This is a genomic window from Nonomuraea montanisoli (assembly GCF_013363975.1).
GTDB lineage: Bacteria > Actinomycetota > Actinomycetes > Streptosporangiales > Streptosporangiaceae > Nonomuraea > Nonomuraea montanisoli.
In genome coordinates, this window is record NZ_JABWGN010000001.1 from 500,847 (window position 1) to 515,443 (window position 14,597).

Here is a 14,597-nt window from a genome sequence, read left to right on the forward strand (position 1 = left end):
GATGTTGCACTACCAGCCCCGACGGTTACCCCAGATCCCCGACATCCCATCCGACAGGTTCATCCGGACACCGACAGGCTCACATGGACCAGACGCTCAGGACCTCAGGTGCTGGCGCGGATGGCCAGGTGGGGCGGGAGCAAGGTGGAGTCCGGGACCTCCAGGCCCTCCAGTTTCCGCATCACCAGCCGGACCGCCTCCCGGCCCACCTCCTCCGCCGGGATCAGCACCGACGTGAGCGGCGGACCTGCGCGTTCGGCCACGTCGTCCGGGCAGATGGCCACCACCGCGACGTCCTGCGGCACCCGGCGGCCGAGCTGGCGCAGCGAGCCGAGGACGTGGTTGACGGCCGCCTCGTTGTGGACCACGAGGCCCGACAGCGCCGGGCGGGAGGCGAGCAGGCCGGCGACCGTCGCGTGGACCTCGTCGAACGTCTCCTCGCACGGCAGCGCCACCCCCTCCAGCCCGTGCGCGGCGACCGCCGCCGTGAAGCCCTCCCGGGTACGGCGGGCGAAGCCGGTCCCCCGCTCGTACACCACGGCCGGGGCGCCCAGCAGGGCGACCTGCCGGTGCCCGCGCTCGGCGAGGTGGGCGACGCAGCGGGCGCCGGCGGCGGCGAAGTCCAGGTCGACGCACGTCAGGCCGGCGGGCTCGGCGGGGAAGCCGATGAGCACGCTCGGCTCGGCGAGCTCGCGCAGCAGGGGTACGCGGCGGTCGTGCAGCTCGACGTCCATGAGGACGAGGGCGTCCACGAGCGCGCTGGCCGCCACCCGCCGGATGCCCTCGGGGCCCTCGTCGGCCGTCAGGAGCAGCACGTCGTGGTCGAAGCGGCGCGCGGCGGTCACCACGGCGGTGGCGAAGCGCATGAGCACCGGCACGTGCATGCCGGCCCGCAGGGGCAGCACCAGGGCGATCACGTTGGACCGCTTGCTGGCCAGCGAACGGGCCCCGGCGTGCGGGTGGTAGCCGAGCGCGTTGATGCTGTCGAGCACGCGCCTGCGGGTGTCGGCCGAGATCGTCCGCTTGCCGCTGAGCACGTACGAGACCGTGCTGACCGCGACGCCTGCGTGGCGGGCGACCTCGGCGATGGTGACCGCGCGCCCGCTCAAGCGCCCGCTCCCCCGGTGAGGGGGGCCGCGGGGCCCCACGTGAGGTCGGCGAGCGTGACGCCCTCGTTCTCGAACACGACATAAACATCGTGGACCCCGCCGGAGCGCGCAAGCGGCCGGGTGACGTCCTGAGTGAGGGTTTGAAGGGATTGGGTGAGGGGCTGGAGGGACTGGGCGAGAGGCTGGAGGGCGTGGCGGCCGGTGCGGGGCACGGGGAAGGCGGCCAGCGCCTCACCGTGGAGCGGGTCGCCGAGCCGCAGGGTGATCATCCCGCCGTCGGCCGAGCCGGCCGTGAGCGCGCACGAGGCGACGCCCGCCAGGTCCACCTGCCGGAACGCGATCCACGCGCCCCCGACCTCCGACCGGACGGCCTCGCCCGCCACCGGGCCGGCGTCCACGAACGCGACCGCGTCGTACTCGTCGTGGTCCATGGCGCGCAGCGGCCCGACGCGGGCCGGGATCGTCTCGCCGGGCACGTCGAAGGGGGCGCACAGCCGCAGGTCGGCGGCGCTGCGGCCGACCATGAGCTGGTGCGGCGCGCTCTCCACGACGAACCTGCCCCGCGTCACGTCCCAGAACGCCAGCTCCTCCACCGGCAGCCGGAGCGTCACGACGCGGCTCTCGCCGGGCGCGAGCCGCACCTTCTCGAAGCCGCGCAGCCGGCGCAGCGGCTGCTTGACGCGGGAGCGCCGCTGGTGCGTGTAGAACTGGACCACCTCGACGCCCTCGCGGGCGCCGGTGTTGGTGACCGTGACCTCGGCCGTCACCACCCCGTCCGCGACCCGGACGCGCAGCCCGGCGAAGTCGAACGTGGTGTAGCTGAGTCCGTGCCCGAACGGGAAGAGCGGCGTGCCGCGGAAGTACAGGTACGTGGCGTCGGCGGTGATGATGTCGTAGTCGAGCAGGTCGGGCAGTTCCTGGGCCGAGCGGTACCACGTCTGGGTGAGCCGCCCCTCCGGGTCGGCGTCGCCGAACAGCACCTCGGCCAGCGCGTGGCCGTACTCCTGGCCGCCGTGCGCCGACCAGAGGACGGCGGGCACGTCCGGGGTGCTCCAGGTGAGGGGGTAGCCGCTGGTGATCACCATGACGGTACGCGGGTTGGCGGCGAGGACGGCGGCCACGACCGCGTCCTGGGCGGGGGCCAGGGCCAGGCCGGCGCGGTCCTCGGTCTCACGGCCGTTGACGAGCGGATGGTCGCCGACGACGACCACGGCGACGTCCGCGTCCGCCGCCAGCTCGGCCGCCCGCGCGGCGCCGCTCCTGACGACCTCCATGGCCAGCCATACGGCCCGGTCGGCGTCGTCCACGAGACGGAGGACGCCGTCGTCGCCCCGGCCGACGTAGCAGCCGGTGGAGATGTGCCGCAGGGCGATCAGGCCGCGGGGCCGGTCCTCGACGCGGAACGTCTGGCGCACCTCCCAGCCGTTCGGGCCGGGCTGGTCGTTGACGAGCACCCCGTCGTCCACCGACACGACGCGGCCGGTGGCGGCGGCCCGCAGCGCGTAGGCGCCGCCGCCCCAGTCGAAGAGGTCGAACAGGTCCAGGGAGTCGGCCGGGCCGCCCCCGCACGGGGCCGCCGATCCGGCGCTCGGCGGACCCGCGCTCAGCGGGCCGCCCGCCGGGTCGGCCGTCACGGGGCCGGCCTCGGCGGTGAGCGTCACCCGGTCCACGGCCTCGCAGAACACGGTCGCGCACCGCTCGGCCAGCCCCGCGCGGGCGGTGACGGAGTACGGCAGCGTGCCGCTGTACCAGTCCTCCATGAGCGTGTCGCCGAGCTGCCCGATGACCGCGACCTTGGTGACGGGGCCGAGCGGCAGCAGCCCGTCGTCGGCCAGCAGCACGATGGAGCGCCGCGCGGCCTCCCGGGCGAGGTCCTGGTGCGCGGGGCAGTTGACGACCTCCTCGGTGACGTCGTCGTACGGCGTGGCGGGGTCGAACTCCCCGAGCCGGAACCGGATCGACAGCACGTGCCGGACGGCCCGGTCCACGTCGGCCTCGGCGAGCAGCCCCAGCCGAAGCGCCTCGCGCAGGTGGCCGAGCGTGGCGTCGGGCCGGTCGTCGTCCTGGGTGAAGCTGTCGAGCCCGGCCTTGACGGCGTGCGCGTACGCCTCCGGCAGGGTGTCGTGGTAGCCCTGGACGCCGGTCAGGTTGGCGGGGGCGTAGGCGTCGCTGACGACGAGGAGATCGCCGGGGGCCCAGGCGCGCAGCACGCTGTCGATCAGCGGGCTGAGGTGGGCGGGCCGGCCGTTGACGAGGTTGTAGGAGGGCATGACGGCGACGGCCGCGCCGCTCTCGATGGCGGGCCGGAAGGCGGGCAGCTCGTACTCGTGCAGGACGCGCGGCGGCAGGTTGCTGGAGGTGGCGCAGCGGTCGGTCTCGTTGTTGTAGGCGAGGAAGTGCTTGAGCGTGGGTGCCGTGCGCAACACCTGGGGATCGCTCCCACGAAGCCCGCGGGCGTACGCCTCGCCCATGATCCCGGTCAGCCACGGGTCCTCGGAGTAGCCCTCCTCGTTGCGTCCCCATCGCGGGTCGCGCAACGGGTTGACCACCGGAGCCCAGACGTTGCGACCGGCGCCGGCCGGGTCCTTGTGGTGGAAGGCGAGCACCTCGTCGCCGGCGGCCTCCCCGACCCGGCGCACCAGCTCGGGGTCCCAGGTGGAGGCCAGGCCGACGGCCTGCGGGAAGACGGTGGCGGGGCCGAGCCAGGCGAGCCCGTGCAGCGCCTCGGTGCCGGTGCGGAACGGCCCGACGCCGAGCCGCCCGACCGGCGCCTGGTACTGGTGCAGCAGGCCCAGCTTCTCGTCGAGGGTGAGCCTGCCGAGCAGGTCGGCGACCCGCTCAGCGAGCGGCGCCCCCGGGTCGAGGTAAGCCGCGGGTTCACCGGAAGGAGCGGGCAGCGGCTCGGAAGAGGGGGCGAGGTCCTGCAACGGGGCGGGGTCCTGTATCGGGGCGCGGAACGGGTCGGGCATGGCCATCCCTCTGAGACTCGGAGACTGTCGAAGCGCTTCGACGACCGGCCGGGAAGTTACGCGGGGATTTCGGTGGGTTCCCTGAAGGGTGCCCGTCCCGGTGACCGAGGTCAAGAGCCAACTCAGGAGATTCGCGATATTCCCCCCGGAAGCCGGCCCGAGTCGACCGAGTCGAGCACCCGGGCCGCCCCGCCCAGCGCCGCCGCGTCGAGGCCGAGGGTCGAGGCCACGACCTCGCACCCGCCGCCCTCCGGCGCGATCGCCCGGCCCGACACCTCCTCCCGCACCGCCGGCAGCAGCCACGGCGCGAGCGGCACGTAGTAGCCGCCCAGGACGACGACCTCCGGGTTGAGCAGGTTGGCCAGCACCGACACGCCCCGGCCGAGGCTGCGGCCCGCCGCGTCGAGGGCGGCCAGGACTGCTGCGTCGCCGGCGCGGGCGGCGCGCACGGTGTCCTCGATCTCGACCGGGATCTCGCCCGGCGACAGGTCGCGCCGCAGGATGGCCCCGATGCCGGCCACGGCCTCCAGGCAGCCCCGGCGCCCGCAGCGGCACGCGGGCCCGTCGGGGTCGAGCTGCACGTGGCCGATCTCCCCGCTGTAGCCGAGCGCGCCGCGCCGCAGCCGCCCGTCGAGGATGATGCCGGCCCCCACCCCGATCTCGCCGGTCAGGTAGACGAGGTCGGCGGCCCCGGCTCGGACGCCGAAGCGCTGCTCGGCCAGGGCGGCGAGGTTGGCGTCGTTGTCCACCTGGACGGTGAAGCCGGGGTCGCGCAGCGCCTTGGCCAGGTCGCCGCCGATGTCGGCGTCGCGCCAGCCGAGGTTGGGCGCGATGCGCACGACGCCCTGCACGTCGACCAGGCCGGGCACGGCCACGGCCAGCCCGAGCACCTGCCGCTCGTCGCGGGCCATGCGGCCGACGACCCGCCGGACGATGGCGGCGACGGCGGCCACGTCCTGGCCGGCCGACTCGCCGATGGAGAAGGCGCGCCGCCAGGTGAGCAGCCGCTCCCCCGCGAGCCCGGTGGCGACGGCGGAGACGTGGTCCACGTTGACCTCCACGCCGATCGCCGCGTACGGGGAGCCGTCGAGGACGAGCATCGTGGCCGGGCGGCCGACGCGGTTCTCGGTGAGCCCGGTCTCGCGCACCAGCCGGCGGTCGATGAGGTCGGCGACGAGGCTGGAGACGGTCGCCTTGTTCAGCCCGGTCGAGGCCGCGATGTCGGCGCGCGAGCACGGCGCGTGCTCGCGCACGAAGCGCAGCACCACCGCGAGGTTGGTGGCGCGCACATCGGCGAAGTCGGCCGGCTGCGGGCCGGTCGTGGATGTGATCAATGAAGCCCCGTTCCCGCCAAGGAGGTGTCCCCAGCATGCCGCATCGCGGGCGCCCTTCACCAACCTGTGATCCGGGCGGTCCCTTGTGGCGGCGGCCACCCTCCTCTAATTTGTTTGGTTGGAAGACGAACTAATTCTAGCCGCGATGTCACGTGCCTCGACACCCCCCGAACAGGATGCCGCGATCGTCGACGCAGGAGGCGGTCACCCGGGCGGGCGGGCTCGTCACGGTGCCGGGCGAGATGTCGTTCGCCGCCTACCAGGAGCTGTTCGCGGACGGCGTGGTGACGCGGGCCGTGCTGTCGCGGCCCGGCTCGCTGCTGCACCGGCCGCTGCTGTTCCTGGTGCTGCTGACGTTCCTGTTCGGGCCCCGCATCGACGGGGCGAGCGAGTTCACGATCCTGCGGCGGATCGTCCTGCCGATGTCGCGGGGCGTGATCGCGGTGATCGGCCTGCTGTACGCCGTCGGGTACTGGAACGCGACCTGGCGATCCAGATGTCGATCGTGGTGATCGCGCTGCTGCCGGCGCTGTTCGTCCACCCGTTCGTGCAGCGGCACTTCACCGAGGGCGTGCTCATCGGAGCGGTCAAGGGGTGACCGGGAGTCCCCGGTCACCCCTGCTCAGGTCACGATGCCGCGCAGGTCACCGTGGGGTTGGCGTTGGCGCCGGTGAAGGAGGCGTTGAAGCCGAACGAGGTTGTCGCGTTCGGCTGGATCGCGCCGTTGTAGCCCGCGTCGGTCACGGTGACGGCGGCGCCGGACTGGCTGAGGGCGCCGTTCCGCAACTGGGTGATCTTCTGGTCGCCGCCGTACGTCCAGGTGACCTTCCAGCCGGTGGTGGCCGACGAGCCGGTGTTCCGGACCGTCACCTCGGCCCCGAAGCCGCCCGGCCACTGGTTGCCGACGGTGTAGGTCGCGGCGCACGCCTTCCCCGTCGTCGGGGTGATGGTCGGGGTGAGCCGCAGGTCCCTGAGCCGCAGGTCTCCCTTGAAGACGACGTACAGGTCGCCCTTCCCGGGTTTCACCGTGGCGCTCGCCGCCCCGTACGCGTAGACGCCGCCGGTCGCCGGCACCTGGGCGGTGCCGAGCAGCGCGCCGGTGGGCGAGCCGAGCCGCAGCTCGACCGAGCCGCCGCCGGCCGAGGCGACGCCCGCCGTGAGGCGGGAGCCCCACGAGGCCCCTGTGAACGAGATCCAGTCGCCCGCCGACCCGGCCACGACGTCGCCGCGGACCTTGGACTCGTCGGCGAACTCCACCCCGGAGTAGCCGTCGAAGTCCATGGCGCGGGTGGTCCTGGCGAGGTCGCGCACCGGGACGGTCTCGCCGGCGACCTGGAGCGTCGTGCGGGCCCGGACCTGGTCGGAGGAGGAGCCCACGAGCACGTCGTGCGTGGCGGCCTCCACGACCCACCTGCCCCGGGTGTGGTCCCACACGGCCAGGTCCGACCGCTTCAGCGGGAACGTGACCGTCCTGCTCTCGCCGGGGGCCAGCGCGATCCGCTGGAAGCCGCGCAACTGCTTGACCGGCTGCTGGAAGCGGGAGCGCTGCTGGTGGGTGTAGAGCTGGACGACCTCCTCGCCCTTCACCTTGCCGGTGTTGGTGACCTTGACGCTGACCCGCTCGCCCTGGACGCGCAGGCCCTGGTAGCCGAACGTCGTGTAGCTGAGGCCGTGGCCGAAGGCGTAGAGCGGCCGGCTCCGCTGGTACAGGTACGTCATGCCGGTCTTGGCCAGGTCGTAGTCGAAGCGGCTCGGCAGCTCGTCGGTGGCATACCACGTCTGGGTGAGCCGCCCGGCCGGGTTGACGTCGCCGAAGAGCACGTCGGCGACCGCGTGGCCGGTCTCGGCGCCGGCGTGGGTGGTCCACAGCAGCGTCGGCGCGTCCACGATGACCGGGTAGCTGGTCTCCAGCACGACCACGGTCCTCGGGTTGGCCTTGCGCACGGCGTCGATCAGCCGCCGCTGCCCCTCACCGAGCTGGAGGTTGGCGCGGTCGTGGAACTCGCGGGCCGCCACGAACGGGTGGCTGCCGACCACCACGACCGCCACCTCGGCCTTGCGGGCCTGCTCGGCCGCCGCGGCGACGCCGTCGGAGACGACCTCCTTGGCGAAGCGGGCCGCCTGCGCCTTGGGGGCCAGGCCGAGCGTGCCGTCGGCGTCGACGGTCACGTACGGGTCGGGCAGGCCGTACCAGCCCTCGACGCTCTCGTAGCCGGCGTAGCGGACCAGGTAGGAGCCGTCGCCCTGCTTCTCCAGCGCGAACTGCTGCTGGACGTACCAGCCGTCGGGCTCGGCGTCGTCGGTGTCGAGCGAGCGCCAGTCGCCGCCGAGCAGCTTGCCGTTGCCGGCGTTGCGCAGCGTGGAGACGCCGCCGGTCCAGTCGGTCAGGTCCCACTGGGAGGCGGGGGTGGGGGCGGCGTCCACGAGGGCGGCGTTGTCGTCCGGGCCGGTGCCGGTGGCCGTGAGGTACTTGCCGGTGCCGAGGTGCCTGAGCGCGATCCGCTCCAGCCCGGCGCCGCTCGTGACGCCGGCGACGCGCTCCTTGATCCCGTCGAGCGGCGTCACCTGGTAGGACGCCTGCCCGCCGTACCAGTCGCGGTAGAGGCGGTCGGCCAGCGGGCCGACGACGGCGGCGCTCCTGGGCCCGGCGAGCGGGAGCATGCCGGAGTTGCGCAGCAGCACGGCCGCCTTGCCGGCGGTCTCGCGGTTCAGCGTCCGGTGTGCCGGGCTGTCGATCACGTCCTTGGTGATCTTCTTGTACGGCCCGCCGTCGGGGTCGAAGTGGCCGAGCCGGAACCGGATCGACAGCACGTGCCGGACGGCGTCGTCCACGTCGGCCTGGGTGATGAGGCCGCGGTCCAGGGCGGCCGTGAGGAGCTGCGCGGTCGGCCCGGAGTTGCTGTCGTCCACGGTGTAGCTGTCGAGCCCGGCCTTGAGCACCGCGGCGAACGCCTCGGCCTTGTCGTCGTAGTACTTCTCCGACTCGGTCAGCGCGTACGGGCCCCAGGCGTCGCTGACGTTGTAGAGCGTCCTGCCCGTCCAGGACCGTACGACGGCGTCCAGGTCGGGGTTGACGTGGTTGGGCCGGCCGTTGACCAGGTTGTAGGAGGCCATGACGCCGGTCGCGGCGTCGGCGGAGATCGCCGCCCGGAACGCCTTCTCGTAGTACTCGTGCTTGAGCTTGGGGGTCAGGTTGGAGGAGGTGACGCCGCGGTCGGTCTCGTTGTTGTAGGCGAGGTAGTGCTTGAGCACCGGCGCCGCCTTCAGGTAGAAGGGGTCCTCGCCCTGCAGGCCCTTGCCGTACGCGGTGGAGATGGCGCCGGTCAGCAGCGGGTCCTCGGAGTAGCCCTCCTCGTTGCGCCCGGCCCGGGGGTCGCGCAGGAGGTCCACGACCGGCGCCCACACCTGGAGCCCCCACAGGGTGGGGTTGACGGCGTTGTAGCCGCGCGCCTCGTCGCCCACGGCCGAGCCGACCCTTTTGATCAGGTCCGGGTCCCAGGTGCTGGCCAGGCCGACGGCCTGCGGGAAGACCGTGCCGCCGGCGAACTTCTGCTTCCAGCCGTCGTCGAGGTCGTTGGACCAGCCGACGCCGTGCAGCGCCTCGGTGCCGTTCTTGTGGTACGGGACGCCGAGGCGCGGGATGGCCTGCTGCGACTGGTGGAGCAGGCCCAGCTTCTCGGGCAGCGTGAGCCGGCCGAGCAGGTCGTCGATCCGCTGCTCCAGCGGCAGGGCGGGATCACGGAAGGGCGGCTCCTCGGCCGCCTGCGCGGGCGCGGCCAGGAACGAGGCCGCCAGCGCGAGGACGGCCAGGACGGGGGTGCGGCGTAAGCGTGGGGGCATGGAATCTCCAGAGCGGGAGGCTCACTTGACGGCGCCGACCGTGACGCCTCGGGTGAGCGTGCGTTGGAAGATGAGGAAGAACGCGACCGCCGGGACGATGCCGAGCAGCGCCGAGGCGCTGGACATGGTGGCGTCCATGTACTTCTCGCCCTGCAGGACCCCGAGGGCGACGGGCACCGTCTGGTTGTCGTTGGAGATGAGGAAGATCAGCGGCAGGAAGAACTCGTTCCACGTCCAGATGAAGAAGAAGATCAGCAGGACGTTGATCGTGGGCCGGCTGATGGGCACCACGATCCGCCACAGGGCGCGGAAGCGGCCCGCGCCGTCGATGGCCGCCGCCTCCAGGATCTCCCGGGGGAACTGGCCGAGGACGGCGCTGAGCAGGTAGGTGCCGAACGCGGCCTGGATCGCGGTGAACACGATGATCACCGAGACCTTGGAGTCGTAGAGGCCCACCTCCTTCGACAGGTAGTAGAGGGGGTAGGCCAGCGCCTCCTGCGGCAGCGTGTTGCCCACGAGGAACAGCACGAGGATCCACAGCCGGCCGCGCACCCGCCCGATGCCCAGCGCGTACGCGTTGAGCACCGACAGCACGACCGCGAGCACCGCCACCGAGCCGCTGATGACGAGGCTGTTCCAGAGCTTGGCGCCGAAGTCGACGCGCTTCCAGAAGTCGGCGATGCCCTGGAGGTACAGCTCGCCGGGCAGGCTCAGCGGACCCTCGGCCCCGTACTCCGCCGGCGACTTCACGGCGTTGACCGCCACGATCAGGAACGGGAACAGCATGACCGCGGCGAGCACGACCAGCGCCGCCAGCACGGCCCACCGGCCCGGTCCCGCCCTCATGACTCACGCTCCTGCACGCGCAGGAACAGGAACGTCACCACGATGATGATCAGGGCGAGCACGGTGGCGATGGCCGAGCCGTAGCCGACGTTGCTCTTCTGGAAGAAGCTCAGGTACGAGAAGTACGACGGCACCATCGTGGCGTTGCCCGGCCCGCCGCGCGTGAGCACGTAGATCGGCCCGAACACCTTGAGCGCCGCGATCGTGCAGGTCAGCAGCACCACGAACGTCTCCGGCCGGATCTGCGGGATCGTGATGTGCCAGAATCTGCGCCACCACGACGCCCCGTCGATCTCGGCCGCCTCGTGCAGCGCCGGGTCCACCCGCTGGAGCCCGGCCATGAAGATGACCACCGGGTAGCCGAGCTGGAACCACACCATGACCGCCATGACCGTGGCCAGCGCGAGGTCGGGGTCGCCCAGCCAGTCGAGCTTGAGGCCGAAGATCTGGTTGACCGCGCCGTACGACGGGTGCAGCATCCACCCCCACACGACGCCGGCCACCGCCACGGGCAGCACCTGCGGCAGGTAGTACGTCGCCCGCAGCGCGGCGGCCGTGCGGGCGCCGAACCGGCGGCCGATGTAGTCGAACAGGACGGCCGCGAGGAGCAGGCCGAGCGCGGTGGGCACGATCGCCATGGCCACGATGAGGCCGACGTTGTGCTGGAAGGACTGCCAGAAGCGCTCGTCGTCGAGCAGCCGGGTGTAGTTGTCCAGCCCCACCCAGCGCGGCGTGCCCACGCCCGACCAGCGGGTGAAGCTCGTGGCGACGTTCATGAGGAACGGCGCCACGATCACGGCGAGGAACAGGACCAGGCTGGGGGCCAGATACCACCAGTAGCCCTTGGTGCGAGCCCTCATCTAGTTGCCGATGTCGGCGAGGTTGTCCGCGTACGGCTTGGCGAGCTCGTCCAGGACCTGGGCCGGCGCCTTGCTGCCGTTGATGAGGTTCTGCACGCCGGCCACCATCACGTCGTAGTAGCCGGGCGCCGGCCAGTCGGGGTAGAAGGCCAGGCCGTCGGCGGCGGTGAGCTTGTTGAAGCTCTCGATCAGCTCCTTGCTCTTCGGGTCGGTGATCGCGGCCGGGTCGGCGGCCACGGGGACGCCGCCGGAGTTGCCCAGCAGGTTCTGGATGTCCTTGCTCATCGTGATGTCGATGAAGTCGTAAGCGAGGTCCTTGTTCTCCGACTTCTCCGGGACGACCCACACGTTGCCGCTGGAGCCGGGCGACATGGTGGCGCCGGGGAACAGGAAGTGGCCCCACGTGAACTTCTTGATCTCGGAGGCGAACCGGCCGTACCACCAGCTCCCGCTGATCATCATCGGGTACGTGCCCTTCATGAAGGCCACGCCCATGTCCTCGGCCTTGAGCCCGGCCGCGTTCTTGTCGAGGTAGCCCTTCTTCACCCAGTCGGCCAGGGTCTGCGCGCCGTAGCTGAACTCGGGCCCGTGGAAGTCCACCTTGCCCTTGTACGACTGGAAGGCGTCCACCCACGGCCGCTGCGCCTTGGTGAGGGCGAGCTGGTAGAAGATCTGCTGGGCGGGGTACTCGGCGCCGGCCGTGGCGATCGGCGTCACCCCGGCCTTGACGAACGTGTCGAGGGCCGCCGTGAGCTCGTCGAACGTGGTCGGCACCTTGACGCCGTGCTTGTCGAACAGCTCCTTGTTGTAATAGACCATCACGAACTCGCCGTAGTTGGGCACGCCGTACCACTTGCCGGAGCCCATGACGCCCCGGTCGTCGTACTTGGCGGTCACCTGGAGGCCGCCGGGCAGCAGCTTGTCCCAGCCGCGCTTGGTGGCCTGCTCGCTCAGGTCGGTGAGCAGGCCCTGCTTGGACAGCAGGCCGGCGGTGGCGTTGCCCTTGTTGTACTCCATGACGTCGGGCGCCTCGTCGGAGTTGAGCACCATGCTGGCGGTCTTCTGGATCTGCTCGAAGCCCTTCTCCTCGAACTTCACCGTCACGCCGGGGTGCGCCGCCTCGAACCGCTTGACGGCCTCGGCCCACGCCTTGCCCATGGCGCTGTCGGCCGTCTCGTAGTGCCAGAGCTTGAGCACGCGCGGCTCGCCGCTCGCGGCGGTCCTCCCGCCGTCGCCCGCGTCGCCGGAACCGCCGGACCCGCAGGCCGCGAGCGCCAGCGCCACGGCGGCCAGCACCGCGACGCCCATCGACTTCTTCATGCGTTCTCCTGAGTGATGACGGCCCGGCCGGGGGCGCCCGCCACCGGGGCGAACTCGACCGTGGTGATCCGTTTGGGTCCGGTGACGGCCACGCGCAGGGTGTCGCCGTCCCGGGTGGCCACGACGACGGTCTCGCCGTCGGTGTCGTGGATCTCCGTACGGCTGTCGCCGCCCCCGAACGCGACCAGGGTGAGCTCGCCCGGCGTGGTCACCGTGTCGCCGGGGCCGGTGACCGGCAGGAGCGCGCCGTGCCGGACGAACAGCGGGATCTGCTCCAGCGGCTTGCCGACCCGGACGTAGCGGGGGCCGGCCAGCACCTCGCCGGTCCAGTAGTCGACCCACTCGCCGCGCGGCAGGTAGACCTGGCGCGTACCGTCCGCCGAGGTCATGGGGGCGACAAGCAGGTCACGCCCCAGCAGGTACTCCAGGTCGGCCTGCCAGGCGACCGGGTCGTCCGGATGGTCCACGCACAGGGCGCGCATCATCGGGGCGCCGGTCCTGGCGGCCTCGACGGCCGCCGAGTAGAGGTACGGCATGAGCCGGTAGCGCAGCCGCAGCGCCTCGACGGCCTGCTCCTCGACCGCCGGGAACTGCCACGGCTCGCGGCTGGTCGTGCCGTGCAGGCGCAGCAGCGGCGACAGGGCGCCGAACTGGGTCCAGCGCACGTACAGGTCGTCGGTGGGGCGGCCGGTGAAGCCGCCCGCGTCGTGGCTCCAGAACGGCACGCCCGACAGGCCGTGCGCGAGCCCGCCGCGCAGCGTGCTGCCCATGGCCGCGTAGCTGGTGTAGGTGTCGCCGCCCCACTGGGCGCTGTGCCGCTGGCCGCCGAGGTACGACGAGCGCGCCCAGACCAGGGTGTGGCCGTGGACCTCGCGGGTGACGTCGGCGACGGCGTCGTTGAACAGCAGCGTGTAGACGTTGTGCAGGTCGGTGCCCGTCATGCCGTTGGCGGCGACGGCGTCGTGCGGCACGCCCTCGGCGAAGTCGGTCTTGAACGCCTGGACGCCCTGGCGCAGCAGCGGCCGCAGCAGGCCCTGGAACCAGGCGACGGCCTCGGGGTTGGTGAAGTCGACGATGCCGCAGGGCGGGAACGAGCCGTGCCAGCAGTCGGCGACGTACGCCTCCCCGCCCGCCGTTTTCAGGAAATATCCGGCTTGGGCGGCTTCGAGGAAGGCGGGGCTGAGGTGGGAGACGTACGGGTTCATCCAGAGGCAGACCTTGAACCCCATCCCGTCCAGCTCGGCCAGCATCGCCTCCGGGTCGGGGAAGGTCTCCGGATCCCAGCGCAGGTCCGACCAGTGCCCCTCCTTCTGCCAGTACGTGTCGAGGTGGAGCACGTCGCACGGGATGCCCTTGTCCCTGATCGTGCGCGCCCTGGCCAGCACCCGCTCCTGGCTGTCCACGAAGAACCCCGACGAGATCCACGTGCCGAACGCCCACTTCGGCGGCAGCGCCGGGCGGCAGGTCAGCCGGTCGTAGCGGTCGAGCACCTCGGCCGGGGTCGGCCCGGCCAGCACGTAGTAGTCGAGGACGTCGTCGGGCACGAGGATCTGCACGACGCTGTGGGTGGACTGGCAGACGTCGAACTCCGCCGGCGCGCCGCTGTCGAGCAGCACGCCGTACCCCCTGCTCGACAGGTACAGGGGCACGTTCTTGTAGGCGCGCTGCGACTCGGCGCCGAAGGCGTCGAAGTTCCACATGACCGGTCGCTGCCCGCGCTTGTCCAGCGGCGTGAACGACTCGCCGAACCCGGTGAACGCCTCGTCCGGGGCGGCGGCGAAGCTCTCGTGGTAGGCGACGGCCGTCGCGCCGGTGCTCGAACGGCCGAACGGGAGGGTGCGCAGCCGGCCGCTGATGTCGGTGTGCCCGCGATCCTGCTCGACCAGCGTCCTGCCCGAGGCGTCGACGAAGCGCAGGTGCCACGGCGCGAGGCTGATCTCCGCCCGGATCGAGCCCGCGTCGATCACGATCGGCTCGCCCGGGGTGACCCCGGCACGGGCCCCCGCGTACGTGCCGGGGGTCACCAGCGAGACGGCCCGCTCCGAACGGGGCCGGGCCGACGCGTCCTCCGACAGCCGCACCCGGATGACGCCCTCCCCGGCCACGCCCACCTGGACGACCAGCGCCTCCTCCGCCGTGGTGACCGCCTTCAGCATCACCTCGGCACCGTCGGCCGCGACCAGCTCCGCGGCGGTCACCGCCGACAGGCCGCCCTCGCCGTGCGTACGCACGGGGAGCTCGGGCGGGTCCGCGACAAAGTACTCGTGCGCGACCAGCGGGGGGCGGTAGGGCATGGAGGCTCCTTCCAGGGCTTGCGCC

9 protein-coding genes are annotated in these 14,597 nt (G+C 72.2%); 1 reads left to right on the plus strand and 8 read right to left on the minus strand.

The genetic code is table 11. The features are described 5' to 3' along the window. Window positions 1-104: 104 nt before the first annotated feature. From HTZ77_RS02225 to HTZ77_RS02235, 3 genes are all read right to left on the minus strand, one after another. Window positions 105-1,109 (minus strand): LacI family DNA-binding transcriptional regulator, encoded by a 1,005-nt coding sequence (locus tag HTZ77_RS02225; protein WP_175587701.1) that lies wholly within the window; start codon window positions 1,107-1,109, stop codon window positions 105-107. Continuing rightward, on the minus strand, window positions 1,106-4,078 hold the full coding sequence (locus tag HTZ77_RS02230; protein WP_175587702.1) for a glycoside hydrolase family 3 protein: 2,973 nt from the start codon (window positions 4,076-4,078) through the stop codon (window positions 1,106-1,108). The genes HTZ77_RS02225 and HTZ77_RS02230 overlap by 4 nt, the downstream gene beginning before the upstream one ends. Window positions 4,079-4,200: 122 nt before the next feature. Continuing rightward, complete coding sequence (locus HTZ77_RS02235; RefSeq protein ID WP_175587703.1) at window positions 4,201-5,412, minus strand: ROK family transcriptional regulator; 1,212 nt, start codon at window positions 5,410-5,412, stop codon at window positions 4,201-4,203. Window positions 5,413-5,588: 176 nt separating this feature from the next. Here HTZ77_RS02235 and HTZ77_RS02240 point away from each other — a divergent pair, with 176 nt between their 5' ends. Beyond that, window positions 5,589-5,924 (plus strand): hypothetical protein, encoded by a 336-nt coding sequence (locus HTZ77_RS02240; RefSeq protein WP_235994126.1) that lies wholly within the window; start codon window positions 5,589-5,591, stop codon window positions 5,922-5,924. Window positions 5,925-6,039: 115 nt separating this feature from the next. On the opposite strand, the gene HTZ77_RS02245 is transcribed toward HTZ77_RS02240, so the two are convergent. Genes HTZ77_RS02245 through HTZ77_RS02265 form a run of 5 tightly spaced genes read right to left on the minus strand, consistent with a single transcriptional unit; the run spans window position 6,040 to window position 14,572 of the window. Further along, complete coding sequence (locus HTZ77_RS02245; RefSeq protein ID WP_235994127.1) at window positions 6,040-9,252, minus strand: glycoside hydrolase family 3 C-terminal domain-containing protein; 3,213 nt, start codon at window positions 9,250-9,252, stop codon at window positions 6,040-6,042. A 21-nt stretch (window positions 9,253-9,273) separates the two neighbouring features. Then, window positions 9,274-10,098, minus strand: a complete 825-nt coding sequence (locus HTZ77_RS02250; RefSeq protein ID WP_175587704.1) for a carbohydrate ABC transporter permease — start codon at window positions 10,096-10,098, stop codon at window positions 9,274-9,276. After that, a complete protein-coding gene (locus tag HTZ77_RS02255; RefSeq protein ID WP_175587705.1) occupies window positions 10,095-10,958 on the minus strand; it encodes a carbohydrate ABC transporter permease in 864 nt (287 codons plus the stop codon). Before HTZ77_RS02255 ends, HTZ77_RS02250 begins: the two co-directional genes overlap by 4 nt. Beyond that, window positions 10,959-12,278 (minus strand): extracellular solute-binding protein, encoded by a 1,320-nt coding sequence (locus HTZ77_RS02260; protein WP_175587706.1) that lies wholly within the window; start codon window positions 12,276-12,278, stop codon window positions 10,959-10,961. After that, on the minus strand, window positions 12,275-14,572 hold the full coding sequence (locus HTZ77_RS02265; protein WP_175587707.1) for a TIM-barrel domain-containing protein: 2,298 nt from the start codon (window positions 14,570-14,572) through the stop codon (window positions 12,275-12,277). The genes HTZ77_RS02260 and HTZ77_RS02265 overlap by 4 nt, the downstream gene beginning before the upstream one ends. Window positions 14,573-14,597 lie beyond the last annotated feature (25 nt).

Coding starts and splice junctions, on each gene's coding strand:
- HTZ77_RS02245 (WP_235994127.1), bottom strand. CDS start 9,252: ATGCCCCCACGCTTACGCCGCACCCCCGTCCTGGCCGTCCTCGCGCTG.
- HTZ77_RS02265 (WP_175587707.1), bottom strand. CDS start 14,572: ATGCCCTACCGCCCCCCGCTGGTCGCGCACGAGTACTTTGTCGCGGAC.
- HTZ77_RS02250 (WP_175587704.1), bottom strand. CDS start 10,098: ATGAGGGCGGGACCGGGCCGGTGGGCCGTGCTGGCGGCGCTGGTCGTG.
- HTZ77_RS02230 (WP_175587702.1), bottom strand. CDS start 4,078: ATGCCCGACCCGTTCCGCGCCCCGATACAGGACCCCGCCCCGTTGCAG.
- HTZ77_RS02255 (WP_175587705.1), bottom strand. CDS start 10,958: ATGAGGGCTCGCACCAAGGGCTACTGGTGGTATCTGGCCCCCAGCCTG.
- HTZ77_RS02240 (WP_235994126.1), top strand. CDS start 5,589: ATGCCGCGATCGTCGACGCAGGAGGCGGTCACCCGGGCGGGCGGGCTC.
- HTZ77_RS02260 (WP_175587706.1), bottom strand. CDS start 12,278: ATGAAGAAGTCGATGGGCGTCGCGGTGCTGGCCGCCGTGGCGCTGGCG.